Source organism: Paenarthrobacter sp. OM7 (assembly GCF_029873575.1).
In the GTDB taxonomy this organism is placed as follows: Bacteria; Actinomycetota; Actinomycetes; order Actinomycetales; family Micrococcaceae; genus Arthrobacter.
The window spans coordinates 1931770-1957840 of record NZ_CP123579.1 but is presented as its reverse complement, the minus strand read 5'-3'; the positions used below and the strand labels follow the sequence as shown (position 1 = coordinate 1957840).

At 62.8% G+C, this 26071-nt stretch carries 25 protein-coding genes; 5 read left to right on the top strand and 20 right to left on the bottom strand.

Annotated features, from left to right (window positions below; all coding sequences use genetic code 11):
• Positions 1 to 134 precede the first annotated feature (134 nt).
• Complete coding sequence (gene panB / locus QEH68_RS09010) at positions 135 to 1040, top strand: 3-methyl-2-oxobutanoate hydroxymethyltransferase (protein ID WP_280627722.1); 906 nt, start codon at positions 135 to 137, stop codon at positions 1038 to 1040.
• On the opposite strand, the gene QEH68_RS09005 is transcribed toward panB, so the two are convergent.
• Positions 1037 to 1201: an SPOR domain-containing protein gene (locus tag QEH68_RS09005; protein ID WP_280627721.1), complete on the bottom strand. Its 165-nt coding sequence runs from the start codon at positions 1199 to 1201 to the stop codon at positions 1037 to 1039. The genes panB and QEH68_RS09005 overlap by 4 nt on opposite strands.
• Before the next feature lie 108 nt (positions 1202 to 1309).
• Here QEH68_RS09005 and map point away from each other — a divergent pair, with 108 nt between their 5' ends.
• From map to QEH68_RS08990, 3 genes are all read left to right on the top strand, one after another.
• Positions 1310 to 2188, top strand: a complete 879-nt coding sequence (gene map, locus QEH68_RS09000) for a type I methionyl aminopeptidase (protein ID WP_207597133.1) — start codon at positions 1310 to 1312, stop codon at positions 2186 to 2188.
• Positions 2189 to 2259: 71 nt separating this feature from the next.
• On the top strand, positions 2260 to 3063 hold the full coding sequence (ppgK, locus tag QEH68_RS08995) for a polyphosphate--glucose phosphotransferase (protein ID WP_278251957.1): 804 nt from the start codon (positions 2260 to 2262) through the stop codon (positions 3061 to 3063).
• Between the two features lie 8 nt (positions 3064 to 3071).
• Positions 3072 to 3839 (top strand): SDR family oxidoreductase, encoded by a 768-nt coding sequence (locus QEH68_RS08990; RefSeq protein ID WP_280627720.1) that lies wholly within the window; start codon positions 3072 to 3074, stop codon positions 3837 to 3839.
• A gap of 86 nt (positions 3840 to 3925) precedes the next feature.
• Here QEH68_RS08990 and nrdR read toward each other — a convergent pair whose 3' ends face one another.
• From nrdR to QEH68_RS08975, 3 genes are all read right to left on the bottom strand, one after another.
• Positions 3926 to 4429 (bottom strand): transcriptional regulator NrdR, encoded by a 504-nt coding sequence (nrdR, locus tag QEH68_RS08985; RefSeq protein ID WP_280627719.1) that lies wholly within the window; start codon positions 4427 to 4429, stop codon positions 3926 to 3928.
• Between the two features lie 175 nt (positions 4430 to 4604).
• Positions 4605 to 5969, bottom strand: coding sequence for a histidinol dehydrogenase (gene hisD / locus QEH68_RS08980; protein WP_280627718.1), 1365 nt, complete (start codon positions 5967 to 5969; stop codon positions 4605 to 4607).
• A gap of 4 nt (positions 5970 to 5973) precedes the next feature.
• Positions 5974 to 6507 carry a hypothetical protein gene (locus QEH68_RS08975; protein WP_207597129.1) on the bottom strand — a complete coding sequence of 178 codons (534 nt, stop codon included), beginning with the start codon at positions 6505 to 6507 and terminating at the stop codon, positions 5974 to 5976.
• Between the two features lie 110 nt (positions 6508 to 6617).
• Here QEH68_RS08975 and QEH68_RS08970 point away from each other — a divergent pair, with 110 nt between their 5' ends.
• Positions 6618 to 7118, top strand: a complete 501-nt coding sequence (locus QEH68_RS08970) for a flavin reductase family protein (protein WP_207597532.1) — start codon at positions 6618 to 6620, stop codon at positions 7116 to 7118.
• A 34-nt stretch (positions 7119 to 7152) separates the two neighbouring features.
• On the opposite strand, the gene dnaE is transcribed toward QEH68_RS08970, so the two are convergent.
• The 16 genes from dnaE to murF form a co-directional block, all read right to left on the bottom strand.
• Entirely contained in the window at positions 7153 to 10710 is a 3558-nt protein-coding gene (dnaE, locus tag QEH68_RS08965) for a DNA polymerase III subunit alpha (RefSeq protein WP_207597128.1), read from the bottom strand.
• Between the two features lie 55 nt (positions 10711 to 10765).
• The gene (locus QEH68_RS08960; RefSeq protein WP_207597127.1) at positions 10766 to 11692 is read right to left on the bottom strand and encodes an RluA family pseudouridine synthase; all 927 of its coding nucleotides are present in this window, start codon (positions 11690 to 11692) and stop codon (positions 10766 to 10768) included.
• Positions 11685 to 12308, bottom strand: coding sequence for a signal peptidase II (lspA, locus tag QEH68_RS08955; protein WP_280627717.1), 624 nt, complete (start codon positions 12306 to 12308; stop codon positions 11685 to 11687). Before lspA ends, QEH68_RS08960 begins: the two co-directional genes overlap by 8 nt.
• A gap of 100 nt (positions 12309 to 12408) precedes the next feature.
• On the bottom strand, positions 12409 to 13107 hold the full coding sequence (locus tag QEH68_RS08950) for a DivIVA domain-containing protein (RefSeq protein WP_207597125.1): 699 nt from the start codon (positions 13105 to 13107) through the stop codon (positions 12409 to 12411).
• Between the two features lie 156 nt (positions 13108 to 13263).
• Positions 13264 to 13551: a YggT family protein gene (locus QEH68_RS08945; RefSeq protein ID WP_207597124.1), complete on the bottom strand. Its 288-nt coding sequence runs from the start codon at positions 13549 to 13551 to the stop codon at positions 13264 to 13266.
• Between the two features lie 106 nt (positions 13552 to 13657).
• Complete coding sequence (gene sepF, locus QEH68_RS08940) at positions 13658 to 14194, bottom strand: cell division protein SepF (RefSeq protein WP_089594506.1); 537 nt, start codon at positions 14192 to 14194, stop codon at positions 13658 to 13660.
• A gap of 85 nt (positions 14195 to 14279) precedes the next feature.
• Positions 14280 to 15038 carry a YggS family pyridoxal phosphate-dependent enzyme gene (locus tag QEH68_RS08935; RefSeq protein ID WP_280627716.1) on the bottom strand — a complete coding sequence of 253 codons (759 nt, stop codon included), beginning with the start codon at positions 15036 to 15038 and terminating at the stop codon, positions 14280 to 14282.
• A complete protein-coding gene (locus QEH68_RS08930) occupies positions 15031 to 15744 on the bottom strand; it encodes a polyphenol oxidase family protein (protein ID WP_280627715.1) in 714 nt (237 codons plus the stop codon). The genes QEH68_RS08935 and QEH68_RS08930 overlap by 8 nt, the downstream gene beginning before the upstream one ends.
• 25 nt (positions 15745 to 15769) lie before the next feature.
• Positions 15770 to 16990 carry a cell division protein FtsZ gene (gene ftsZ / locus QEH68_RS08925; protein WP_011774419.1) on the bottom strand — a complete coding sequence of 407 codons (1221 nt, stop codon included), beginning with the start codon at positions 16988 to 16990 and terminating at the stop codon, positions 15770 to 15772.
• Between the two features lie 216 nt (positions 16991 to 17206).
• On the bottom strand, positions 17207 to 18112 hold the full coding sequence (locus QEH68_RS08920) for an FtsQ-type POTRA domain-containing protein (RefSeq protein WP_280627714.1): 906 nt from the start codon (positions 18110 to 18112) through the stop codon (positions 17207 to 17209).
• Positions 18105 to 19475, bottom strand: a complete 1371-nt coding sequence (gene murC / locus QEH68_RS08915) for a UDP-N-acetylmuramate--L-alanine ligase (RefSeq protein WP_207597120.1) — start codon at positions 19473 to 19475, stop codon at positions 18105 to 18107. The genes QEH68_RS08920 and murC overlap by 8 nt, the downstream gene beginning before the upstream one ends.
• On the bottom strand, positions 19472 to 20590 hold the full coding sequence (gene murG / locus QEH68_RS08910) for an undecaprenyldiphospho-muramoylpentapeptide beta-N-acetylglucosaminyltransferase (RefSeq protein ID WP_280627713.1): 1119 nt from the start codon (positions 20588 to 20590) through the stop codon (positions 19472 to 19474). The genes murC and murG overlap by 4 nt, the downstream gene beginning before the upstream one ends.
• Before the next feature lie 6 nt (positions 20591 to 20596).
• A complete protein-coding gene (gene ftsW, locus QEH68_RS08905) occupies positions 20597 to 21898 on the bottom strand; it encodes a putative lipid II flippase FtsW (RefSeq protein ID WP_280627712.1) in 1302 nt (433 codons plus the stop codon).
• A gap of 2 nt (positions 21899 to 21900) precedes the next feature.
• Positions 21901 to 23490, bottom strand: coding sequence for a UDP-N-acetylmuramoyl-L-alanine--D-glutamate ligase (gene murD / locus QEH68_RS08900; RefSeq protein ID WP_280627711.1), 1590 nt, complete (start codon positions 23488 to 23490; stop codon positions 21901 to 21903).
• Positions 23472 to 24581, bottom strand: a complete 1110-nt coding sequence (gene mraY, locus QEH68_RS08895) for a phospho-N-acetylmuramoyl-pentapeptide-transferase (RefSeq protein WP_089594499.1) — start codon at positions 24579 to 24581, stop codon at positions 23472 to 23474. Before mraY ends, murD begins: the two co-directional genes overlap by 19 nt.
• Complete coding sequence (murF, locus tag QEH68_RS08890; RefSeq protein WP_280627710.1) at positions 24578 to 26068, bottom strand: UDP-N-acetylmuramoyl-tripeptide--D-alanyl-D-alanine ligase; 1491 nt, start codon at positions 26066 to 26068, stop codon at positions 24578 to 24580. The genes mraY and murF overlap by 4 nt, the downstream gene beginning before the upstream one ends.
• Between the last annotated feature and the right edge of the window lie 3 nt (positions 26069 to 26071).

The window sequence follows — 26071 nt, the reverse complement described above, 5'->3', positions numbered from 1 at the left end:
GACAACTCAGCCTTCACTCTACTAAGTCTTCGGTGCTTATGCCGCAGCAGTACCTGCGCGTAACACAGCGTTTACATTCAGTGACGCTTGGCACACTGGTGGCAGGCGTCGTCGGCACCCCTTAGGCTCTACCCATGGCCCCGAGCAACCTTCCTGAGTCCACCACGCCCGCCGAAGTTCCCGCACCCTACGGGACCGGCCCGGCATCTGCTGCCACGACGCCCGCTTCAAGCGCAGGTAAGCCGCTCAGCAGAGTCAGGATCCACCACCTCCAGCAAGCCAAGGACAACGGCGGGCGCTTCGCCATGCTGACTGCCTACGAGCAGTACACCGCAGAGATTTTTGACCAGGCAGGAATCGAAGTCCTCCTCGTCGGAGACTCGGCATCCAACAACGTCTTTGGCAACGAGACGAGCCTGCCCGTCACTGTGGACGAGCTCCTGCCCCTGACCCGGGCGGTGAGCCGGGCTGCCAAGAGGGCCCTGATCGTGGCGGACCTTCCCTTCGGCAGCTACGAGGTTTCGCCAGGGCACGCAGTTGCTACCGGCGTCCGGTTCCTCAAGGAAGGCCTGGCGCACGCCGTCAAGATCGAGGGGGGCGCTTATTACGCAGACACCGTTAAAGCCATGGTTCAGGCCGGCATCCCCGTCATGGCCCATATTGGCTTCACTCCGCAGAGCGAACACTCCTTGGGCGGTTATCGCGTCCAGGGCCGCGGAGACGACGCACAACGCCTCGTGGACGACGCCCTCGCACTGCAGGACGCCGGAGCCTTCAGCGTGCTCATGGAAATGGTTCCGGCGGAAACGGCGGCCGCCGTCGATGCCGCGTTGCGGGTACCAACCGTAGGTATCGGTGCCGGGAACACCACCACAGGACAGGTCCTCGTGTGGCAGGACATGGCTGGTCTGCGGGGAGGAAAAATGGCCAAGTTCGTCAAGCAATACGCCGACCTGCGCACCACCCTGAGGGACGCAGCCGTCGCATACGGCGAGGACGTCAGGTCCGGGCAGTTTCCCGGACCCGAGCATTCCTTCTAGTCGTCGTCCTGGGCGTCCCAGGCATCGTTTCGGGCTTTAACCTTTTCCAAGGCGTGTTCGGCTTCTTCCCTGGATTTGTAAGGGCCAATCAGCTGGGTCCAATCGGACATGGCGTCCTCTTCGATCTCGTGCGTCTTGACGTTGTACCAGTACTCCGTCACGTCTCCTCCTCGGTCCTTGGGCGGCTGGACGCGTAACGTTGGCGGGGTCACGGGAACCCGGCCACCCTTTGTTACTTACGTCTCTTGTGTGCCTTATATGATCAATCTATGCCTTCTCTTGCTTCGACTGCACCCATCGGCGCCCTCACCCCAGGAACCATCAGCCCCGAGCGGCCTGTCCCGGCCTCCATTCCGCGGCCCGAATACGTCGGCAAGAAGGCGCCGGCCAAGTTCACCGGTTCCGAGGTGAAGTCGGCGGAGACCATCGAAAAGATCCGCATCGCCGGCAAGATCGCGGCCCAGGCGATAGTCGAGGTGGGCAAGCACCTGGAGCCCGGCGTCACCACGGACTACCTGGATAAAATCGGCCACGAGTTCCTTCTGGACCACAAGGCCTATCCCTCCACGCTTGGCTACCGTGGCTTTCCCAAGTCGTTGTGTTCTTCGCTGAACGAAGTCATCTGCCACGGGATCCCCGATTCCACCGTGGTGCAGGACGGCGACATCCTGAACATCGACATCACAGCCTTCATCGGTGGAGTCCATGGGGATACCAACTACACTTTCCTGGTTGGCGACGTGGATGAGGAATCCCGTCTGCTGGTTGAGCGTACGCAGGAGTCGCTCAACCGGGCCATCAAGGCCGTGGCCCCTGGCCGCGAAATCAACGTAATCGGCCGTGCCATCCAGTCCTACGCCAAACGCTTCGGCTACGGCGTGGTGCGGGACTTCACTGGCCACGGTGTGGGTGAGGCCTTCCACACGGGCCTCATCATTCCGCATTACGACGCAGCCCCGGCGTATAACACCGTGATCGAGGAAGGCATGGTCTTCACCATTGAACCCATGCTGACGCTCGGCACCATCGAATGGGACATGTGGGCCGACGACTGGACAGTCGTTACCAAGGACCACAAGCGCACGGCCCAGTTCGAACACACCCTGCTGGTCACTGAGACCGGCGCGGAAATCCTTACCCTTCCCTGAGCTCGTCGGAAGGTCCAGCAGCCCGGGCGGCTGCGCCATGCCCATCCCCTCCTGCCATGATCGGAATTGCATTGTCCAAGAAGGATGAGAAGACCCACAAGAACGCACCGCTGATCGGTATCGACATCGGTGGCACCGGCATCAAGGGCGGCATCGTCGACCTGAAAAAGGGCAAGCTGATTGGAGACCGCTTCCGTGTTCCCACACCCCAGCCCGCAACTCCTGAGGCAGTCGCCGAAGTTGTAGCCCAGATCGTCGAAGAACTGTCCAGCCGCCCGGACGCCCCGGCTGCAGACTCCCCGGTGGGTGTGACCTTCCCCGGGATCATCCAGCACGGCGTGGTCAACTCAGCTGCAAACGTGGACAAGACCTGGCTCGGTACTGACATCGACGCAAGGTTTACCAAGCGTCTTGGCCGACCCGTGGAGGTTATCAACGACGCCGACGCAGCCGGTCTGGCTGAAGCCCGCTACGGAGCCGGCGAAGGCGTGGATGGAACGGTCCTGGTCATCACTCTGGGAACCGGAATTGGCTCTGCTTTCATCTTCAACGGCCAGTTGGTCCCCAACGCGGAGCTGGGCCACCTTGAGGTGGATGGACACGACGCCGAGACCAAGGCCTCCGCCGTAGCCCGTGAACGCGATGGCCTGAGCTGGGACGAGTACGGCGTCCTGCTCAACCGATACCTCCAGCACGTTGAGTTCCTGTTCTCCCCCGAACTTTTCATTGTGGGCGGCGGAATCTCCAAGCGCTCCGATGAGTACTTCCCGCACCTGGACCTGCGCACCAAGATTGTGACTGCGAAACTGAAGAACGACGCCGGTATTGTCGGCGCAGCGCTTGAGGTCGCTTTGCACCACAAGCTCACCAAGTAGTCCGCAGGATGGCTGAGGACACAGTTCCGGGAGTCGGAACGGTTATCGTCACGGGGGCCAGCCGAGGCATCGGAGCTGCCGTGGCCCACGCTGCGGCGCGCGCAGGATATGCAGTGGTGGTCAACTACTCCGAGGACAGCGCAGGAGCTAAAAACGTGGCTGAGGACATCATCGGACTGGGCGGCAGGGCACTGGCCATCCAGGCCGACGTCAGCCGCCCCGCCGACGTCGTGCGTTTGTTCGACGAAGCCGCGGCCTTGGGTCAGGTGACCGCCGTTATCAACAACGCGGCCATCACCGGCAACCTGATCGGCCCCCTGGTGGGCGTACCGGCCGAGACCATTCAACGGGTTGTTGACGTCAACGTATCCGGGATGATCCATATGTGCCAGGAAGCTGTTCGACGGCTCTCCACCGACAACGGCGGCAGTGGCGGATCGATCGTTAATATCTCGTCAACCGCCACCAAAGCGGGCTCGCCTGGAACCTGGGTCCACTACGCTGCCACGAAGGGCGCTGTAGATGTCCTCACGGTTGGTTTGGCGGCCGAGGTGGCCAAACAGGGCATCCGGGTCAACGCGGTGGCCCCCGGCAGCACCAACACAGGATTGCATGCCGCCGCAGGCATGCCGGACCGGGTGGAAAGGTTGAACCCCACCATTCCCATGGGGCGCGGGGCTGAACCCGAAGAAGTGGCGGCGGCCGTCTTATGGCTGACGTCCGCCGAGGCCGGGTACATTACCGGAGCTGTGCTTCCTGTTTCCGGAGGCCGCTGACCGGCGTGCCGGAAACGCTCACCCTGGCGTGTGCCGGTCCTGGTGCCGGTGGCGGGCGCGGCTTCCCCTCCGCACCGCCACCGGAGCTAGAGTGGGCTCTTCTCTGAACCCTTGGCTTCTTTTGCCCCGGTCTTCGCATGCTCTTCATGCTCGTGGCGAAGCAGTGAAATGGCCGATTCAAAGTCTTCCAGGGACTCAAAAGCCTGGTAGACGCTGGCGAAGCGCAAGTAGGCTACCTCGTCCAGCTTCCGCAGCGGGCCAAGAATGGCCAAACCGACCTCGTGCGCGTCAATTTCCGCCGCACCCGAGGACCGGATGTTTTCTTCGACTTCCTGCGCCAACATGGCAAGATCGTCCTCAGTAACCGGGCGTCCTTGGCATGCCTTGCGGACACCACTGATGACCTTGATCCGACTGAAGGGCTCACCGACTCCGGACCGTTTGATGACGGAAAGGCTGGTGGTCTCCACGGTGGTGAATCGACGGCCACATTCAGGGCACTGACGGCGGCGGCGGATGGAAGAGCCGTCGTCGGCCATGCGGCTGTCGACGACACGGGAGTCGGGATTCCGGCAGAACGGACAATACACGCTGGGCCTCCCCTGACAGTTCCGGCACGGAACGGAGCCGGCGGGTTGCCGGGGACGCAGAAGGTGCCGGAAGTTTAAACTTCCGGCACCAGTTTACGTTTGTTCACTACGTAATGACAAGCGTGTAATTACTACATGTAGTAGTGGGCACCCTTATATGTAGTGGTTAAGTGGGCTACGCAAAGCGGATCCGGACCGCGTCGCCGTGACCGGGGAGATCTTCGGCACCGGACAAGCTCACGATGTGGCCGCTGACCTGTTCCAGCGCCGAACGGTTGTAGTTGATCACCTGAACGGCGCGGAGGAACGTGGTGACATTCAAGCCTGAAGAGAAGGCCGCTGTTCCGCTGGTGGGCAGTACGTGGTTGGATCCGGCACAGTAGTCACCCAGACTGACGGGGCTGTAGTCACCCACAAAGATGGCGCCGGCGTTACGGATCCGCGACGCAACAGCCGCAGCATCCGCCGTCATGATTTCCAGGTGTTCAGCTGCATAGGCATTGCAGACCGCGATCCCCTGTTCGAGATCATCCACCAGCACCACACCGGACTGCGGCCCGGACAACGCCTCCAGAACCCGGGCGCTGTGCTTGGTGACGGCAGCCTGCCGTGCCAGTTCAGACACGACGGCGTCAGCCAGGTCAGCGGAGTCCGTCACCAGAACTGAAGCTGCTTTGGGGTCGTGCTCTGCCTGGCTGATGAGGTCGGCGGCCACGAGGGGGGCCTGTGCTGTGGAATCGGCAAGAATGGCAATCTCGGTGGTACCGGCCTCTGAGTCGATGCCCACCACGCCCTTGACGAGCCTCTTGGCCGTGGCAACAAAGATGTTTCCGGGGCCGGTCACCACATCCACGGGTTCAATGGGCAGCTCGTCTGCGGATCCCGGGATTCCGTAGGCGAAGGAAACGATCGCCTGCGCACCGCCGATGGCATAGACCTCATCAATGCCGAGCAGCTTTGCCGCAGCCAGGATGGTGGGGTGCGGAAGGCCGTCGAAGTCTTTCTGGGGTGGGGAAGCCAGGGCAATCGACTCAACCCCGGCCGCTACTGCCGGCACCACGTTCATGATCACTGAGGAGGCCAGAGGAGCGAGCCCGCCGGGCACGTAGAGCCCAACGCGGCCCACCGGAATCCAGTTCTGGCTGACGACTGCGCCATCGGCCAGGGCAACATCCACATTGGCCGGGCGCTGCTGCTCCGCAAACTGCCTGGCGCGGCTGATGGACTCTTCCAAAGCAGCGCGGACGTCGGGATCCAGACCGGCCAAGGCCTGGTCCAGCGCCTCAGCCGGAACCCGTGGGTGGGACTGTTCCACGCCGTCGAACTTCCTGGCCAGCTCAGCGAGGGCCGCGAAGCCACGGCCGCGGACGGCTGAAATGATGTCCTGGACCTTCTGCTCGGCGTCGGCCATGGTCTGGTGGCGCGCCCTGGGAACTGCGGCACGCAGCTCAGCCAGGGAAAGGTGGCGGCCCCGGAAATCGATGCTCCGGAAATCGAGGGAAGCGGCGGGGCGGGCGGAAGTATCCGAAGAAGTGGTCACTTGGCTATTTTACGGGCTTCTTGGAAAGAACCCCGAACAGCGCCAGGACGAACGTGATGAAGGCCGTCGCGGCCGGCCACAGCAACAGCACAGCGAAGGAACGGAGCGTGAATCCATATCCCGGACCCAGTGCGGGGTTGGGGGCCGGGCCAAACAGCTGCGCGGTCAGCAAGCCAACCAACCACGCCACCATGCCACCCATCGCGCCGCCAACGAGTGCGAAGGTCAATCGGCGCCCCACGGAGGGGCCCTGCAGTTTCCCGTCCAGCATGACCCCCGTGAAGCACCCCGCCACGAGTACCAACCCCGCCAGGACCAGGTCGCGTGGAAGCCAGGACTCGGGATTGACTGCATCGGCAAGCGCGGGGTTGCCGGAGACCAGGTTGAGCCCACCCGGAGCCAACAGCCACCAGAGCACTCCAAGAAGGACGCCGGCGGCCGGCGGAAGGACAAGCCAGAGAGCCTCCTTGAAACTGCGGGGAGGAGCGGCCGGGGCCGGTTCGGCAACAGCAGGTACGTGCACGGTTGGCTCGGTCATACCCCTCACATTAACAAAGGTTCATGCAGGCTCAACAAAATGAGGACCCGGCAGCGCCGGAGGAATACGCTGATGGGAGAGTCAGCCCCCAGTCCAGGAGATTCATCGACGTGACAAGCGAACCATCCGGCTTTGACCAGACTTTCCGGGAGATGTTCCGCAGGCATGCCGCCGGGGTTGCCATCATCACGGCGAACTTGAACGGAAAGCCCTTCGGCTTCACCGCCACCTCTGTGGCGTCGCTGTCCGCCGAGCCGCCCCGGTTCACTTTCAACATGGCCAGGAGCTCCAGTTCGTGGCCGGCCGTAGCCAATGCCGAGTACATCGGTGTCCACATGCTGGGGCTTGAGAACCAAGCCCTCGCCAACCGTTTCGCACGGACACGTGACCGGTTCGAAGGCGACCATTGGGAACCTGGCCCCCACGATGTGCCGATTCTCAAGGATGTCAGTGGCTGGTTGGTGGGCAAGATCCAGATGCGGCTCTCGTTCGAGAACAACGCAGTGGTAGTAGTGGAGGTCATCGATGGCCAAGTAGGCGACGACGGCACTCCCCTGCTGTACCACAGCGGCGGTTACAGCAAGCCGGCGCCGCTCGACTACGAAATCTGACGGGGCGGAATCCCTGACTGCCGGCTTTGGTTCGCTAGTTGTCCAGGCAGGCCGGCCCCAGCAGGACCTTCAAGTCACCGAAAAGCGACGGGCTGGGGTTGACCCGCATATGCACGGGCAACCCCATGACCTCCACTTTGGTATCACCCATCAGCTTGAGCCGGACTTCGGAGTTCCCGCGGTGAGTGCGCAGGACATCGCGCAGGTCCGTTACGACCGCTTCGGTTGCCTTGAACGTGGGAATGGTGATCACCACGGGACCATTGACGCTTTCGCTGAGGTCCGGCACCGAAAGCTCCATGCAGTTCAGCGTCACTGCGCCGTCGTCCCGGCGTTGCAGCCTGCCCTTGACCACCACGATGAGGTCCTCGGCCAGGACGGAGGCGATGGGACCGTAGACCTGCCCGAAGAACATGACCTCCATTGATGCGCCGAGGTCTTCGATTTCTGCCCGGGCGTAGGCGTTGCCGCTGGCCTTGGCGATCCTGCGGCTCAACGAGGTGATCATGCCCGCGATGGTGACAATCGCGCCGTCGTGCGGTCCGTCTTCACCGATGATCGAGGTAATGGACTGTTCCGCGTGCTGGCTAAGAACGCCTTCCAGCCCTTGCAGGGGATGGTCTGAAACGTAGAGTCCCAGCATGTCCCGTTCGAAGGACAGCTTGTCCTTCTTCTCCCACTCGGGAAGGTCGGGGATTTCCGTGGTGAGCGACGCTTCGGGCTCCTGGTCCTCGAAGCCGGCGAAGAGGTCGAACTGGCCAATCGCCTCGTTGCGCTTGAGGGTGATCACGGAATCGATGGCTTCTTCGTGGATCATGGCCAAAGCCCGGCGGTGGTGCCCCAGCGAATCGAAAGCGCCGGCTTTGATCAGCGATTCGATGGTTCGCTTGTTGCACACCACGGCCGGAACCTTCAAGAGGAAATCCTTGAACGAGGTGTAGTTGCCCTCTGTGGCGCGCGTTGAAACCATGGCGTCCACTACGTTGACGCCGACGTTCCGGATGGCACCCATACCGAAACGGATGTCCGTTCCCACCGGGGTGAAGTTCAGCGAGGATTCGTTGACATCCGGCGGCAGGACCGTGATGCCCATGCGCCTGCATTCATTGAGGTAGATGGCCGACTTGTCCTTGTCATCGCCCACCGAGGTCAGCAGTGCAGCCATGTATTCCGGCGCGTAGTGCGCCTTCAAGTAGGCCGTCCAGTAGGAGATCACGCCATAAGCAGCCGAGTGGGCTTTGTTGAATGCGTAATCGGAGAACGGAAGCAGAATGTCCCACAAGGTCTTCACGGCAGCCATGGAGTAGCCGTTGTCCTGCATGCCTTGGGAGAAGCCGGCAAACTGCTTGTCCAGTTCGGATTTCTTTTTCTTACCCATGGCACGGCGAAGAATGTCAGCTTGGCCCAGTGAGTATCCGGCCAGCTTCTGTGCCACCGCCATAACCTGCTCCTGATACACGATCAGGCCGAAGGTGCCGCCGAGGATTTCCTTGAGGGGTTCTTCCAGCTCCGGGTGGATGGGAATGACCTCTTGGATCCCGTTCTTGCGCAGCGCGTAGTCAGTGTGGGCGTTGGCGCCCATGGGACCCGGGCGGTAAAGCGCCAGGACAGCCGAGATGTCTTCAAAGTTGTCAGGCTTCATCAGCTTGAGCAAGGACCGCATGGGTCCCCCGTCAAGCTGGAACACGCCCAGGGTGTCACCGCGGGCAAGGAGTTCATAGGAGGCAGCGTCGTCGAGTTCCAGGTTTTCCAGGTCCAACTCGACGCCACGGTTCATCTTGATGTTTTCCAGGGCGTCCGAAATGATCGTCAGGTTTCTCAGACCCAGGAAGTCCATCTTGATCAGGCCGAGGCCTTCGGACGTCGGGTAATCGAACTGGGTGATGACCTGGCCGTCCTGGAAACGGCGCATGATGGGAATGACATCGATGATGGGGTCCGAGGACATGATGACACCCGCGGCGTGGACACCCCACTGGCGCTTCAGGCCTTCAATGCCCAAGGCCGTCTCGAAGACCTTGGCGGCCTCGGGGTCGGTGGCGATGAGCTGGCGGAAATCGCCTGCTTCGCTGTAGCGCTTGGACTCCGGGTTCTGGATGTCCGCCAAGGGAATGTCCTTGGCCATGACGGCAGGCGGAAGCGCTTTGGTCAAGGTCTCGCCCATGCTGAACGGGTAGCCCAGAACGCGGGAGGAGTCCTTCAGCGCCTGCTTGGTCTTGATGGTTCCGTAGGTGACGATCATCGCCACGCGCTCGTCACCGTACTTCTTGGTGACGTAGTCGATCACTTCGGAGCGGCGCCGGTCATCGAAGTCGACGTCGAAGTCGGGCATGGACACACGGTCCGGGTTCAGGAAGCGTTCAAAGATCAGGCCGTGCTGCAGGGGGTCGAGGTCGGTGATGCGCATGGCGTAAGCCACCATGGAGCCTGCACCGGAACCACGTCCCGGACCCACCCGGATCCCGTTGTTCTTGGCCCAGTTGATGAAGTCGGCAACCACCAGGAAGTAGCCCGGGAAGCCCATTGATGTAATGACGCCGAGCTCGTAATCTGCTTGCTTGCGGACCTTGTCCGGGATGCCTTGGGGGTAACGGTATTTGAGGCCGGCGTCTACTTCCTTGACCAGCCAGGAGGTCTCGTCTTCCCCGGGCGGGCAGGGGAAACGCGGCATGTAGTTGGCGCCCGTGTTGAACGAAACTTCGCAGCGCTCGGCAATCAGCAGCGTGTTGTCGCACGCCTCAGGGTGGTCGCGGAACAGTTCCCGCATTTCCTGTGGAGACTTCAGGTAGTAGCCGCTGCCCGAGAAAGCGAAGCGGGAGCCGCCGTTGTCGTACGTTGGTTCCAAAAGGGTGGAACCGGACTGGATTGCCAGCAAAGCCTCGTGGGCTTTGGCATCGTGCTCGTGCGTGTAGTGGAGGTCGTTGGTGGCCACCAGCGGCAGGTTGAGCTCCTTGGCCAGGCGCAGGAGGTCGCCGGTCACACGGCGTTCAATGTCCAGGCCGTGGTCCATCAGTTCACAGAAGTAGTTCTCTGCCCCGAAGATGTCGCGGAACTCCGCTGCAGCCTCAACGGCCTCGCGGTAAAGGCCGAGCCGCAGCTTGGTCTGCACTTCCCCGGAGGGGCAGCCCGTGGTGGCGATCAAACCTTCGGAGTAAGTGTTGAGCAGTTCCCGGTCCAGCCTGGGCCACTTACCAAAAACCGAGTCGAGGGACGCAATGGAGGAAGCCCGGAACAGGTTCCTCATACCCACATTGTTGTAGCTCAAGAGCGTCATGTGGGTGTATGAGCCACCACCGGAAACGTCGTCCTTGCGCTGGCTTTCGTCGCCCCAGCGGACTCGTTCCTTGTCGCCCCGGGCGGTGCCGGGCGTGACATAGGCTTCGACGCCGATGATGGGCTTGATGCCCTTGTCCGTGGCCTTGCGCCAGAAGTCGAACGCACCGAACAAGTAGCCGTGGTCTGTGGTGGCCAGAGCGGGCATCCCGAGACGTTCGGTTTCATCGAACAGCTCACCCAGACGGGCCGCTCCATCCAGCATGGAGTACTCGGTATGGGTGTGCAGGTGGACGAACGAATCATTGCTGGAAGTCACCACGACAGTCTACCGTCCCGGCCCGTGCGGGGCAGGGACCCCGGCCGGCGGTGCCCTACGCTGAACCGGTGGCGAGCAGGTCCAAGGCGTACTGGAGGTCCGCCGGATACTCGCTGCTGACTTCCACCCACTCACCCGTGCCGGGGTGGGTGAATCCAAGCTGACGCGCGTGCAGCCACTGGCGGGTCAATCCCAGGGTGGCCGCGAGACGGGGATCCGCGCCGTAGGTGAGATCTCCGGCACACGGGTGACGCAAGGCCGAAAAGTGCACGCGGATCTGGTGTGTCCTACCGGTCTCCAGGTGCACTTCCACCAGGGTTGCCTTGCCGAAGGCTTCCAACACCTCGTAGTGGGTTACTGATGGCCGGCCGTCCTCGATCACCGCGAACCGCCAGTCGTGGCCGGGGTGGCGGCCGATGGGAGCATCAATGGTGCCCTCCAGGGGGTCAGGCAGTCCCTGGACCACAGCATGGTAGACCTTCTCCACGGTCCGTTCCTTGAAAGCGCGCTTCAGCATGGTGTAAGCGTGTTCAGTCTTGGCCACTACCATGACACCCGACGTACCGACGTCCAGCCGGTGGACGATCCCTGCGCGCTCGGGCGCACCGGACGTCGAAATCCTGTACCCGGCCCCGGCGAGACCTCCCACCACTGTGGGTCCCACCCAGCCGGGTGAAGGATGGGCCGCGACCCCCACCGGTTTGTCGATGACTACGAACTCGTCGTCGTCCAGCAGGATCTTCAGGCCTTCCACAACTTCCTCCACCACTTCCAAGGGATCCCGTCGATCCGGGACGGTGACCTTCAGCACTGAGCCGGCGGCAAGTTTTGCCGACTTGCCCATTGCCACGCCGCCTACAGTGACGTTGCCTTCAGCGATCAGCAGCGCCGCCGCGGAACGGGAGATACCAAGCAACTGGGCCAGGCCTGCGTCAGCCCGAACACCTGCCAGTTCGTCGGGCACCACTACAGCGCTACTCACCGGCGGGCTCCCCGGTGGAACCGCCTGCCGGCTTGGCATCATTGGCGGACCGTGCGTCATCAGCCGGCTTGGGAGCAGACGTTTGACGCGTCCCATCCATGCCGATGCCGCGAAGCGTCAGGAGGCAGATGATGACGACGCCGGACACCACGGCTGAGTCTGCGATGTTGAAAATGGCAAAGTTGGGCAGCTGGATGAAATCCACGACGTGGCCCATCGCAAACGACGGTTCCCGGAACAAGCGGTCAGTGAGGTTGCCCAACGCTCCTCCGAGCAGCAGGCCCAGCGACAGGGCCCACCAGGCCGATCCCAGGCGCCGCAACTGGAAGAGGATCGCCACGGATACGACGGCCATGACAATCGTGAAGATCCAGGTTACGTTCTCGCCGATGGAGAACGCGGCACCCGAATTCCGGATGTAGTACCAGTGCAGCAACGGGGGAAGAACGGGGATCCGCTCCCCCTCCGTCATGGTGCTGGTCACCCAAAGCTTGGTGAGCTGGTCAAAGGTGTAGGCAAACACGGCGAAGCCGGCAAACAGCCAGAGCATGGCCGGGCGCCACTTGCGGCGGGCGGCGGGCGCCGACTGTGGGGCGTCATCGGTGAAGTCGGTCATAGTGCTTTCATTCGGGAAGCGTGGCGGGCACTGTCATGGGCTTTTAACAGCAAAAGCCGGTGGCCGAGGAGTCCTCAGCCACCGGCTTTCAGAATACTTGCTAAACGTCTGCGGTTGCTTCGCCGACCTCGGGGGCAGCAACGGAACCACGGGCGTCCAGGTCGCGCAACTGGCCTTCAATGTAGGCCTTCAGGCGTGAACGGTAGTCGCGCTCAAAGCCTCGGAGCTGCTCAACCTTGCGCTCAAGGACGGAGCGCTGCTGCTCCAGGGCACCGAGGATCTTGCGGGACTTCTCCTGGGCATCGTTGACGAGGCTGGAAGCCTCGATCTGAGCCTCGGCAATGATCTTTTCCTTCTGCTGGGCACCGTCGGAGACGTGCTTGTCGTGCATCTGCTGGGCCATGGCCAGCAGGCCCGCAGCAGATTCAGCGGAGGGCGTGACGCTGTTGGTCGCAGCGGGAGCCTTGGCGGCGGCAGCAGCGGCTGCAGCCTGCTCGGCTTCCTTCTTCTTGGCAGCTTCAGCAGCCTTGGCTTCGGCTTCCGCCTTGGCTTCAGCTTCCTTGTCGACCTTGACGGGGGCCGGAACCTTCTCAACCACCGGAGCCGCAGCAGCTGCAGCAGGCACTGCCGAACCGGCTTCGCCGAGCTTCTTGCGAAGTTCGTCATTTTCCTGGTTCAAGCGGCGAAGTTCCACCACGATCTCGTCGAGGAAGTCATCTACCTCGTCCTGGTCGTAGCCTTCGCGGAACTTGGTCGGCTGAAAGCGCTTGTTGACAACGTCTTCTGGCGTCAAAGCCATCTGGTCACCTCGTTGGTCTAGTTAGTCAGTAGGCCTTCCGGCCGTTCAAAACTACGGTACCTAAATATCATCTGGTTCCTCCAATTCAACACCATCGTGTTGAATTGGCGAATTTGCGGCCTTTGAACCATCGGTGGTCCGGGTTCCGCGGAGCAGCTACGCCAGGCTGTTGGTTACCGCCATCGCAATGCTGACGGCGATAATCAGGATCAGGAAGCCCAAATCCAGGGAGATTCCGCCCAACTGGAGTGGCGGTATCAGCCTCCGGAGCCTCCCCAGCGGAGGATCCGTCACGGAGTAGACCACGTGCGCTGTAACCAACGCCACACCCCGTGGCCGCCACTGGCGGGCAAACATCTGGACCCATTCGAAGATGAGCCGGATGATCAGGGCAATGAAGAACAGCAACAACACAATATAGATAAGGCCGAAAACAATGCCCACGAGTTAGCTCAGATCTCCCACTTGTTCCGGAATGCGGATCGGTCCCTACTATTGCAACACAGATGCCAGGCAGGTTGACCCGCCTGGCATCCGCAAAAGATCGATGTCAGCTCTGGTTGAAGAAGCTGGCTTGGGTTTCGCTGGCCTTTTTGTCATCACCGATGACTTCGACATACGACGGCGACAACAGGAAGACTTTGTTGGTCACCCTCTCGATGCTGCCGTGGAGGCCGAACACCAGGCCGGCGGAGAAGTCCACGAGGCGCTTGGCATCGGCTTCACCCATGTCGGTGACGTTCATAATGACGGGAATGCCATCCCTGAAGCTCTCACCGATGATCTTGGCGTCATTGTAGGAACGGGGGTGAACGGTGGTGATCTGCCTCAGGCCAGAGGCGTCTTCGCGGCTGGAGGCCGCACGCTTGATGGGTGTCACGGGTGCGCGGTATTCCTCTTCAGCATCTACAGTGGGCATTTCACGGACAACTTCCCGGACGGGAGCAGGCGCCCTGCGCTCTTCCCGTTCCTGTGACTGGGGGCGTTCTTCGTCGTGGTGCGAGGCGACAGCCTGCTCAGATTCGTAGTGTTCATCGCCGTCGGCGAGCCCAAGATAGATCATTGTCTTGCGCAGAGCGCCAGCCATGGTGCACTCCTATCGTTTCTGCAGTAGGCGGGCCGCCATGACGTGACATATTGGAACCCCGGCCCGTCATTCCAATACTTTGACGCTACCCCACGGCCGGACGGGAACCGAGAATATCGGAGCCTATTCTCAGGTGTGTCGCTCCGAAGTTCACTGCCGCTTCGAGGTCCTGGCTCATCCCTGCCGATATCCGTGTGGCAGCTGGATGGGTGGCCCGGAGGGCCTCGGAAATACCGGCAAGTTTCTCGAATGCCGCCTCCGGATCCGCTCCCAGCGGCGCCACGGCCATGAGCCCGGACAGCTGCAAGCCGGAAGCCGATTCGATCCTGTCTGCCAGCACGCCGACGTCGGAGGGGCTGGCGCCACCACGGTGGGCACCGGCGTCGTCATCCAAACCCACTTGGATGAAACAGTCGAGGTCGCCGCGCCCAGTAGCATCCTGTTCCCGCGCAACGGCCTTGGCCAAGGCGTCGACCACCTGAAGCCTGTCGATCGACTGAACCGACGAAGCATACTTGACGACTGACTTGGCCTTGTTGCTTTGGAGTTGCCCAATGAAATGCCACCGGACATCCACGTCGGGAAGACCGGCGCTTTTGGCGGCAGCTTCCTGATCACGGTTCTCTCCGACATCGGTCACGCCCAGTGCCGCAAGCCGGCGTACATCGTCCGCGGGATGGAATTTGGTCACCACGATCAGCCGTGGCGCGTCAGTCCGTCCGGCAGCAGCGACAGCTGTTTCGATCCGGCGCCTCACCGTGTCAAGCCTGTGGGAGAGTTCGGCAGTCCGGGCATCACCCGTCAGGCCATCGCGTTTTTCGTCGTCGCGACCAAGGCTAATCATGCGTCCACACCAAACCTGCAAATCGACCCGTCCGGGAGTCCCGGCGGTATGAGAAAAGTGAATTGTGCTCCCGAGTGCACTCCCCCGAGTACTCCAAGGTGACATCCATGGCTTCCAGTTGGGCCCTGACGCCGGCGGGAAGATCCAGGGCGGGCGTACCCCAGGACGTGGTGGCCCACGTGGCAGGAACCCGGGCCGCGACCTCGTCCCGTAACCCGGGCGGCACCTCGTAGCAGGATCCGCAGATGGAAGGGCCCAGCCATGCATGGATGTCCACTGCACCGCGCCTGCGCATTTCCTCGACGGTTGCGGGCACAACCGCCGAAGCCACACCGGGGCGCCCGGCATGGGCTACTGCAATCACAGGATCGGCGCCGGTACCGCTCCCCACGAAGACCACGGGTACGCAGTCGGCCACCATGACCGCCAACGGCTGCACCGCACGTCGTGAGGAAGTGGCGGCTGAAACCATGGCGTCGGCCGTTGGCCCTGGCCCGTGGCCGTCAATGAACGCCACGGTGTTGCCATGGACCTGATCCATGTACTGGAATGTGCCGGCTTCCAGTCCGGCGGCCTGTTCAACTCGAACGCGGCGCGCCAGGACCTCGGCGGGGTTGTCTCCCACGTGGAGAGCCAGGTTCCCGGCGCCTGTATCCGTGAAGGCTACAGAGACGCCGGGCCGAACTTCATTGCGCCACCAGAACACCAGGAATGGACTCTCCGAACTCGGCTTACTTCAGGAAGTCGGGGACGTCGAGGTCGTCGGAACGGCTGCCCGAAAGATCGGGCTCCACTACCGCCGGGAGGTCGACGTCGAAGCCTGAGTCGGCAGGGAGTGCCGACGGACGCTGCTGGCCCCAGTTGCTCAGGCCTGCGGCACCGATTCCGGCCGTTGCGTGCTGCGGAGCAGCGGCGCTGGACGGTGCGCTGCTCGGGGCAGCGGGACGATCCGAGGGGACGGGGTTCTGCGCAGGACGCGACTGGTCCATGGAAGGCGAGGTCGCTTTCACATCATCGAAGCCTGCCGCGATGACGGTCACGCGTGCCTCATCGCCCAAAGCGTCGTCAATGACTGCGCCGAAGATGATATTGGCTTCGGGGTGTGCCACTTCCTGAACCAAACGGGCGGCCTCGTTGATTTCAAAGAGACCCAGGTCCGAACCACCCTGGATGGAGAGCAGGACGCCGTGGGCGCCGTCGATGGAAGCTTCCAGCAGCGGCGAAGCGATGGCCAGCTCAGCAGCCTTGACCGCACGGTCCTCGCCGCGGGCGGAACCAATACCCATCAGGGCCGAGCCCGCGCCCTGCATGACGGACTTGACGTCGGCGAAGTCAAGGTTGATCAGGCCGGGGGTGGTGATGAGGTCCGTGATGCCCTGGACACCGGAGAGGAGCACCTGGTCCGCGGAACGGAAGGCGTCCAGGACGGAGACGTTGCGATCGCTGATGGACAGGAGGCGGTCGTTGGGGATGACAATCAGGGTGTCGACTTCGTCGCGCAGGGCGTCGATGCCGGCCTCGGCCGAACCGGCACGACGGCGGCCTTCGAAGGTGAACGGGCGCGTCACCACACCGATGGTCAGCGCGCCCAGCGAGCGGGCGATGCGTGCCACTACGGGGGCGCCACCGGTTCCGGTGCCACCGCCTTCACCGGCGGTCACAAAGACCATGTCAGCACCGCGGAGAACTTCTTCGATCTCGTCGGCGTGGTCCTCTGCGGCCTGCTTGCCCACCTCGGGGTTCGCGCCGGCGCCAAGGCCACGCGTGAGTTCACGTCCAACGTCAAGCTTGACGTCGGCGTCGCTCATGAGCAGCGCCTGCGCATCAGTGTTGATCGCGATGAACTCGACGCCCCGAAGGCCCACCTCGATCATGCGGTTGACTGCGTTCACGCCACCGCCGCCGATGCCGACGACCTTGATGACGGCCAAGTAATTCTGCGGTGCTGCCACGTTTCGTGCCCCTTGCTTGTGTCCTATAGCGAAACTGATCGAGTCCAACGTGAATCCTTGGACCTTAACCCTCTAGTTGAAGGTTATAGTTATGTCAAGTAACTCTACTGCGACGGTATTTCCTATGCTTCGCACATGCAATCTCCGCTTGCGCGTGTCGTGTGATTGCCGCGAAATAAGGCCACCGCCGGCCGTAGGTTACGTCCTCGAAACTGCTTATTTTGTGAATGGATGCCGCGGAACGCTGACGTCGTAGACACTCACTTGAATCTTCGGGTCCGCAGGCATCTTCAGCAGTGCTTCGAGTGCCTTCGCCTTCAGTTCCCTGTCCTCGGCATTGCCCCACACTACCGTCTTTCCGTCCACCAATTTCAGCTCCACGGCGTCCGGGGAAGCGGCCGAAGCCGTGGACATTTTGGCTCGGACATCGGCGGGCAGGGTGTCCAGGACGGCCGCAATGGCCTTGAACAGCTCCGTATTGGTGGCTCCGGCCCCGGCATCGATCAAGGGCAGCGCCACCGCTGACTGGTCCTTGGTAGCCCCGAGCTGCACTCCGTCCACATCAACCATCACGTAGGCGTCCCCCTGCTTCAGCAAGGCCACCGGAACGCGCTCGTTGACGTGAACCAGCAACTCTGACGGCGGGCGCGCCTCGATCGTGGCCGAGCGAACCTGCACCAGTGGCTTGAGGAGCTCGTTGATCTCCTGTTCACCCACCTGGGGCAGTGGTTTGCCTTCGAGGCCCGAAAGAGCTTTCTGCACCGCCTCCGGAGTCAGCAGCGTGGTGCCGTCCACCGTGATGGTCCTGACTGCCAGCGCCGGGGAGAAGACCGCTCCGGCGATCAGGGCCGCCACTACAGCCGCCACTATGGAGAGCGTCCACATCACCAGCCTCCGCTGGCGCCGCCGTTTCGGCTCCGGAAAGACAATGACGTTGTCCGAGGACGCGGTGGAGGCGGCCGATGTGCCGGTAGCGGATGTGCCGGCGGCCGTGACGGAATTACCCTCCGTCTCAAGGGAGCGTTGTGCGCTGATGACGTGGTCGGATCCGCTGCCCGGCCGTGAGGATCCCGGCCGGGGTTCCGTTCCCGGCCTGTACGTCGGCTTGCGGGTGCTAGCCACCCAACGCCTCCACGATCACTGGCCCATAGGCGGTGACATCACCAGCGCCCACGGTCAGGACCACGTCGCCCTCGTGGGCGACGGCTGCCAGGGCCTCCACAGCTTCGCCGGCCGCCACCAGCCGTCCCGTGGCCAGCTGATCGACGATCAAGTCACTGGTGACACCAGGAATTGGATCCTCCCGGGCAGGGTAGATATCCAGGATCAAGGCCGTATCCGCTGTGTCCAACGCTGCGGCGAATTCCTTGGCAAATTCACGCGTACGGGAAAACAGGTGCGGCTGGAACAGGACGTGGACTTTGTTGCCGCCTGCTACCGAACGGGCCGCCGACAAGGCAGCGCGAACCTCCGTGGGGTGGTGGGCGTAATCGTCATAGACCCGCACTCCCCTCCCCTGGCCTTTGAACTCAAACCTCCGTGAAGCCCCGGTGAAATGGCCCAGCGCTGCGGCGGCAGCTTCCGGTTCCACACCAAGTTCGACGGCGACCGCGAACGCGGCTGCCGCGTTCAGGGCGTTGTGACGGCCAGGTACCTGCAGTTCGACCCTGTGGACCTTGTCCCCGAAGGCCACCGAAACGTCGCCCGGGCCGCCGTCGAAAAGCCGGATGTCGGCGTCGTCCGAGGTCCCGTACGTCAGTACCCGCGTGATCCCTTGGGATGCCGTGCGCTCGGCCAGGGCACGGGCGCCGGCGTCGTCGGCGCAGGCCAGGAGAACGCCGTCAGCCGGAAGGAGCGCCGCGAAGTTGTCAAAGGAGGCGAAGACCGCTTCCGGTGTTCCATAGTGGTCCAGGTGGTCTGCCTCGACGTTGGTCACCACGGCGATCAGCGGCCGGTAGTTAAGGAAGGATCCATCGGACTCGTCCGCCTCGGCAACAAAGATGTCCGAATTCCCATGGGCTGCGTTCACTCCCAACGCCGGGACGTTGGCCCCAATGGCAAAGGTAGGGTCAACGCCGGCCTCCTTCAGCAGGACGGCGATCATGGAGGTAGTGGTGGACTTGCCGTGCGTACCCGCCACTGTCACCACGCGGTGGCCGGCCATGGTGGCTGCCAAGGCTTCGGAACGGTGCAATACCGGCAACCCGGCGGCCCGCGCCGCGGCAAGTTCCGGATTGTCGGCGCGGATGGCCGAGCCGGCCACGATCGTCTGGGCGTCTGCCAGGTTGCCTTGGTGGTACCCCACCGCGATGCGGGCCCCTGCCGAGGAGAGGTCATGCATGACCGGAAGGTCTTTGGCATCGGTACCACTGACGGGGACCCCGCGGGCCACCATGATGCGTGCGACAGCGGACATTCCCACGCCGCCGATGCCAATGAAGTGGACGCGGCCCAAGGACTTGAGGGGGGCGATGCTGGTGGTCATGCGGATACCGCTTCCAGGACAAGATCAGCCATGCGCTGATCGGCGTTTCTAATTCCAAGGGCTTCGGATTTGCGCGCCATGTCGACGAGCCGGCTGTGGTCCGAGAGCAGCGGAATGAGTTCTCTCTCGAGCCATTCCGGGCTGAGGTCTTTGTCGTCAACCAGGAGCGCCCCGCCTGCATCCACCAACGGGGCAGCATTTAAGGCCTGTTCCCCGTTTCCGATGGGCAGCGGCACAAAGACGGCCGGAACTCCCACCGCGGCCACTTCGCTGACCGTTCCCGCTCCGGCGCGGGCCAGAAGGACATCGGCGGCTGCGTAGACGTACTCCATCCCGTCCACATACTCAACCTGGCGGTATCCCTCAGCGGCCAGCAGGCCGCCCTGTTCGTTGAGGACAGCTTTCCCGTTGCCGGTGATGTGCAGGGTCTGGATACCGCTGGCCGCCAACGCCGGCAAGGCCGCAGCGATGGAACGGTTGATGCTCATGGCACCCGAGGAACCGCCGGTGACGATCAACGCGGGACGGTCCGGGTCAAAGCCCAGGGCTTCCTTGGCGGCAGGCGCAGCCGTTGCCCGGTGCAGTCCGGAAATGGCACGCCGCATGGGCATGCCAACATGACGGGCGCCCCGCAACCGGGTGCCGGAGAAGGCCACGGCGACGTGTTTGCTGAACCGGGCACCCACCCGGTTGGCCAGACCGGCCTTCATGTTGGCCTCGTGGATCACCACGGGGATGCCGAGTTTACGGGCGGCCAGGTACATCGGAGTGCAGACGTAACCGCCCACACCCACCAGGACGTCGGCGTCGGCATCCTTCAGGATCCGGCCGGCCTGGGAGACCGCGGCCAGCAACCGGGCCGGAAGCTTGATCAGGTCAACAGAGGGCCGGCGCGGAAACGGAACCCGGTCAATGGTGGCGAGTTCGTAGCCGGCCGCCGGGATGAGCCGCGTTTCCATGCCCGACGGCGTGCCCACAGCCAGGATGGAAGCATCCGGACGCTTGTCCTTGATGGCATCGGCGATGGCCAGCAGCGGGCTCACATGCCCGGCAGTACCGCCGCCTGCAAGGACGACGGACAAAGGCTTGGACGCGTTGCGGGAGTCAGGAGTCATAAAGGGCTATGTACGCTTTCGTGCGGTTTTCGGAGAACGGCGCGGCAGGAACCGGGGGCGCTGCTGCGGCGGCAATTGGCCTCGGGCCAAGGACAACACTACGCCCACGCCACAGAGGGACATCACCAGGGCCGAGCCGCCGTAGGAGATGAATGGGAGCGGCACGCCGACCACTGGGAGGAGCTGCGTCACGACTGCCATGTTCATGCTGGCCTGGCCAAGGAGCCAGACCATGATCCCACCTGCCAGCGTTCGCTGGAAGGGATCTGTTTGCCTGACCACCACCCGGAAAATGGCGATGCCGAGGATCGCGAACAGCACCAACACCACCAGGGTTCCCACAAGTCCAAGCTCTTCACCAATGATGGCGAAGATGAAGTCATTGTGGGCTTCGGGAAGCCAGTTGTACTTCTGCCGGCTTTGGCCGAGGCCCAGCCCGGTCCAGCTACCCTGCGCCAGGCCGTACATTCCGTTGGTGGACTGGAAGTCGAAGTCGAAGTTTTCCGTACAGGAGGCTGACGCCGTGCCCAGCCATGAGGTGATGCGGCAGATGCGGTTCGCACTGCTGATGGTTCCCAGGACGGCGCCGACTGCACCTACGGCTCCAGCGATGGCCAGCATCTTCCCCGGCACTCCAGCGAAGTAGAGTCCTGCGGCTGTGATGGCCGCGATGACAATCACGGTACCGAGGTCGTTACCGACCATCACCAAGGCAATCACCAGGCCTGCTCCGGGAACAACCGGGATGATCACGTGCCACCAGCGATGGAGGAGCTTTTGCTTGCGGGCCAGCACAGCTGCAATCCAGACGCACAGGACCAGTTTGGCCATCTCCGAAGGCTGGAGGGTCACTCCGCCAAGGTCGATCCAGTTCTTGTTGCCGTTGACTGTGTTGCCCATGACCTGGACCAGGACCAGGAGCGCCAAAACGCCGCCGAGGGCCCACCAGGACAACCTCTTCATCCAGTTCACGTTCGTGCGCGAGATGACGTACATGGCGGCCGCACCGAGGACCCCGAACATTGCCTGCTTCAGGGCATCCGCATAGGGCGATTTGCCCTCGGAGATCGCCTCGACACTTGAAGCGGACAACACCATCATGATTCCGATGGCGGTGAGCGCCAGGGCACAGCCCAGGATGAGGTAGTACGTGGAACTGTTGGGCGCCCTGTCCTTGCCTTCAAGGCTTTCCCAAAAGTTGCGCAGGTGTCCGCGGAGCCCGGAAGGCTTCTTTCCCGGCGTGGCCGGAGCCTTGGGTTTCCCGTCCCGTGGGTCCTTGCCGCGGGTGCGGGTGGGCGTGCTGACCATTGTTACTCCTCGGTGGTCGGTGCCTGCCCTTCCACAAGCTCGCGAACTGCCTGGACGAATGCATCGCCGCGGTGAGCGTAGGAAGAGAACTGATCCATGGATGCAGCCGCGGGTGCCATCAGGACGGTGTCCCCAGGCATGGCCAGTTGGGCCGCCGACGCCACGGCCTGGGCCATGATGGCCTCGCCGTAGATGGGCGAGGCGGCGTTGCCGGCTACGGTCTGCACCTTTTCAGTGTCGCCCTTCGCCTGCGCTATCACGGGGACATCCGGTGCGTGTCGTTGGAGGGAGCCTTCCAGCGCCTCCGTATCGGTACCGATCAGCACAACAGCTTTCAGCCGGGACGCATGTTCTTTGACAAGGTCGTCATAGTTGACGCCCTTGGACAGTCCTCCCGCGATCCACACAACCTGCTGGAAGGAAGACAACGCGGCGGACGCTGCATGGGGGTTGGTGGCTTTGGAGTCGTTGATCCATAGAACCTCGTTCAGCTTGGCCACCACCTGGATCCGGTGGGCGCCGGGCAGGTAGTTGACCAAGCCCTGCTTTACCGCTGCCGGCTCAATCCCGTAGGCACGCACCAACGCTGCAGCAGCCAGGGCATTGGCTACCATGTGCCGCGGCGCCACGGGTCCGAGGTCAGACATCGCGGCCAACTCCGCTGCCGAGTCCTTGCGTTCGGCAATGAAGGCGCGGTCAACCAGCAGTCCGTCCACTACACCCAGCATGCTGATGGCAGGCGTGTTGGTGGTGAAGCCAATGGCGCGGCACCCCTCCACCACATCGGCGTTTTCCACCATGCGCTCGGTTTCGATTTGCTCGGCGTTGTAGACGGCAGCCTTCTGGGTGTTTTCATACACCTTGGCCTTGTCCGCAAGGTAGGAGGCATACGATCCGTGCCAGTCCACGTGGTCTTCAGCGACGTTGAGGCACACGCTGGCTACCGGTGACAGGGAGTGGCTCCAATGGAGTTGGAAGCTGGAAAGCTCAACAGCAAAGGCGTCGTAGTCCACCGGATCCCGGAGCGCATCGAGGATGGGCGTTCCCACGTTGCCTACGGCGATGGCCTTGAGGCCCGCCGCCTGGAGCATGGACTCGGTCATGCCCACGGTGGTGGTCTTGCCATTGGTGCCGGTAATGGTGAGCCAATCCGCCGTCTTGCGTCCCTCGCGGACGCGGAGGCGCCATGCAAGTTCAACATCTCCCCAGACGGGGATGTGCTTGCGCTTGGCGGCAGCCAACAGCGCTTGGTCAGGCCGCCATCCCGGCGAGGTAACAACCAGTTCAGGCGAAGAGCCATCGACCAACGGCAGGGCGCTGACGGCGTCTTCCCCCAGGAGAACGTCGACCGCGCCGACAATTTTCAGGGTGTCTGCCTGGGCTTTGGCTTTGGGGGTGGTGGCAGCGTCAACCACCACTACTTTTGCTCCGAGCTCAATCAGGGTGTCAGCTGCCGAAAAGCCGGACACGCCGATTCCCGTAACCACCACCCGCAGGCCGCTCCAGTCAGCGTCCCAGCTGGTCAGTCCGTTGAGCCTGTCCGTGGCGGACGGAGTTGTCTCCGGGCTTCCATTCACAGCAGTACCACCCATTCAGCGTAGAAAATTCCGAGGCCGGCGGCCACGAAGAGACCGGCGAGGATCCAGAAACGGACCACTACGGTAACTTCGGCCCAGCCCTTGAGTTCAAAATGGTGTTGGAGCGGTGCCATCTTGAAGACACGTTTGCCGCCGCTGAGCTTGAAGAAGCCCACCTGGATGATCACCGAGAGGGTGATCAGGACAAAGAGCCCACCGATGAAGGCCAGCAGCAGTTCAGTGCGGGACAGGATGGCGAAGGCTGCAACGGCGCCGCCGATCGCCAGGGACCCAGTGTCACCCATGAAGATCTTGGCCGGCGACGTATTCCACCACAGGAATCCCACCAGGGCTGCGCTGAGGATGGCTGCCAGCAGGGCGAGGTCCATGGGGTCCCGGACCTGGTAGCAGCCACTGCCTGCTTCGCGCGGCGATCCACAGGCTTGGTTGTTCTGCCAGATTCCCATGATGGTGTACGCCCCGAAGACCATGATGGACGCCCCCGCAGCCAGACCGTCCAGCCCGTCGGTCAGGTTCACGCCGTTCGTGGCCGCGGTAATGATCAGGTTGGACCACACGATGAAGAGGATCGCACCGAGCACGGTTCCTCCAAAAGCGAGGTCCAGCCAAGGGATGTCCCGCACCAGAGAGATCTGGGTCGATGCCGGGCGCAATCCGTCCTCATTGGGGAACTGCAGGACCAGGACGGCGAAGATGATTCCCACCGCAGCCTGGAGGATCAGCTTGGCGCGGGCGTTAAGGCCCAGGCTTCGCTTGTTGGAAATCTTGATGTAGTCATCCAGGAACCCTACAAAGCCCATGCCCACCATGAGGAACAGCAGCAGGAGCCCGGACGCGGATGGTCCCGGGGAGCGCGGGTTCATCATCCACATGATCAGGTGGGTCACGAAGTAGCTGATGAGGACGGCCGCCACCACCACGGTTCCACCCATGGTGGGCGTTCCGCGCTTGGTGTGGTGCGACGTCGGACCGTCGTCCCGGATGAATTGCCCGTAGCTCTTGGCCACCAGGAACTTGATGAACAGGGGTGTCCCAATAAGGGCCACCAGAAGGGCGACGCCGGCGCCGATCAAAAGTGCAATCACAGCAGCTCGTTCCCTTCGCCTGCGGCCGCTTCAGCCGCGTTGTCTCCGGTGGGCTCGGCCCGTGGAGGTAATGCTATCCGATCACCCAAATGCCGCAGCCCCACGCCGTTGGAGGATTTGAACAGCACCAGGTCACCGGGTTCGAGCTCATTCTGAAGGAGCTCGTAGGCTTCTTCCACTGTCTCGGTGAACGAACATTCGTCACCCCAGGATCCTTCCTGGATGGCTGAGACGTAGAGGGCACGTGCTTCGCGTCCCACCACCACCAGCCGTGAAATGTTCAAGCGCACCACCTGCGTGCCGACGGCGGTGTGCTCGCGGATGGAGTCCTCCCCCAGCTCGAGCATGGCCCCAAGGACCGCCCAGGTCCTCCTGCCTTGCCCAAGGTCTGCCAGGGTCCGCAGCGCTGCCCGCATCGATTCGGGATTGGCGTTGTAGGCATCATTGATGATGGTCACACCGTCCGCGCGTTCCGTCCGCTCCATACGCCAGCGGCTGGCCGCAGACTGTGAGCTCAGGGAGGCAGCAATAGCGGCTGCCGGGATGCCTGCGGCAAAGGCGGCTGCCGCAGCGGCCAAAAGATTGGTCACGTGGTGACCGCCGATCAGGCGGCTTCGCACCTCGACGGCAGGCCCGCCGTCGGGCAGTACAAGATCAAACTCGGGGAAACCGTGTCCGTTGACCACCACGTTGCGGGCTTCGACTTCCTCGGTGGTAGCCGGTGACGACGTGAAGCCCAGGACCTTGGCCTTCGTCCGGCTGCGCATGGCGGCAACACGGCCATCGTCCAGGTTGATCACCGCTGTGCCGCGCTCCCCGAGGGCTTCGACGAGTTCACCCTTGGTTTTAGCGATATTCTCGACGCCGCCAAATTCACCGGCGTGGGCCGTGCCAACCACCAACACAACACCTATGTCCGGTTTGACCATGTCGGCAAGATACTTGATGTGGCCCAGGCCTGTGGCGCCCATTTCGATGACCAAGTAACGGGTATCGGCGTCTGCGGCGAAGACCGTCAGCGGCACGCCCACCTCACCGTTGTAGGAACCCTGCGGGGCCACCGTCCTGCCGGCCCCCGAAAGCACTCCGGCGAGGAGGTCCTTGGTGGTGGTTTTGCCTGCCGAGCCCGTGATTCCGATGACGGTGAAGTCTTCGCCGCGCTGCGCACGTTCAGCCCGGATGCGTCGGACGCATTCCGCTGCCAACGCGCCCATGGCCAGGACCGCGTCATCAACCACGACGGCGGGGAAAGGGCTTCCGGCGGCATCGGTCACTTCACGTTCCGCCAGGACCAGGACGGCGCCGCGCTCGAACGCAGCATCAACGTAGTCGTGTCCGTCGGCGTGCTCGCCCGGTTTGGCCACATACAGGGAACCGGGAACCGCCTCCCGTGAATCAGTGACGACGGAGGTGGGCACGACGTCCGTAGCTCCGGTCAATCGGCCATGGGTGATGTCGGCGATCTCCGCCGCAGTAAGTGCAATCATCTC

Excerpts from the sequence above, each read along its gene's own strand:
- panB (WP_280627722.1), top strand. The coding sequence starts at position 135 with ATGGCCCCGAGCAACCTTCCTGAGTCCACCACGCCCGCCGAAGTTCCC.
- map (WP_207597133.1), top strand. The coding sequence starts at position 1,310 with ATGCCTTCTCTTGCTTCGACTGCACCCATCGGCGCCCTCACCCCAGGA.
- QEH68_RS08990 (WP_280627720.1), top strand. The coding sequence starts at position 3,072 with ATGGCTGAGGACACAGTTCCGGGAGTCGGAACGGTTATCGTCACGGGG.
- QEH68_RS08975 (WP_207597129.1), bottom strand. The coding sequence starts at position 6,507 with ATGACCGAGCCAACCGTGCACGTACCTGCTGTTGCCGAACCGGCCCCG.
- lspA (WP_280627717.1), bottom strand. The coding sequence starts at position 12,308 with ATGACCGACTTCACCGATGACGCCCCACAGTCGGCGCCCGCCGCCCGC.
- QEH68_RS08950 (WP_207597125.1), bottom strand. The coding sequence starts at position 13,107 with ATGGCTTTGACGCCAGAAGACGTTGTCAACAAGCGCTTTCAGCCGACC.
- sepF (WP_089594506.1), bottom strand. The coding sequence starts at position 14,194 with ATGGCTGGCGCTCTGCGCAAGACAATGATCTATCTTGGGCTCGCCGAC.
- QEH68_RS08935 (WP_280627716.1), bottom strand. The coding sequence starts at position 15,038 with ATGATTAGCCTTGGTCGCGACGACGAAAAACGCGATGGCCTGACGGGT.
- murC (WP_207597120.1), bottom strand. The coding sequence starts at position 19,475 with ATGACCACCAGCATCGCCCCCCTCAAGTCCTTGGGCCGCGTCCACTTC.
- murG (WP_280627713.1), bottom strand. The coding sequence starts at position 20,590 with ATGACTCCTGACTCCCGCAACGCGTCCAAGCCTTTGTCCGTCGTCCTT.
- ftsW (WP_280627712.1), bottom strand. The coding sequence starts at position 21,898 with ATGGTCAGCACGCCCACCCGCACCCGCGGCAAGGACCCACGGGACGGG.
- murD (WP_280627711.1), bottom strand. The coding sequence starts at position 23,490 with ATGGGTGGTACTGCTGTGAATGGAAGCCCGGAGACAACTCCGTCCGCC.
- murF (WP_280627710.1), bottom strand. The coding sequence starts at position 26,068 with ATGATTGCACTTACTGCGGCGGAGATCGCCGACATCACCCATGGCCGA.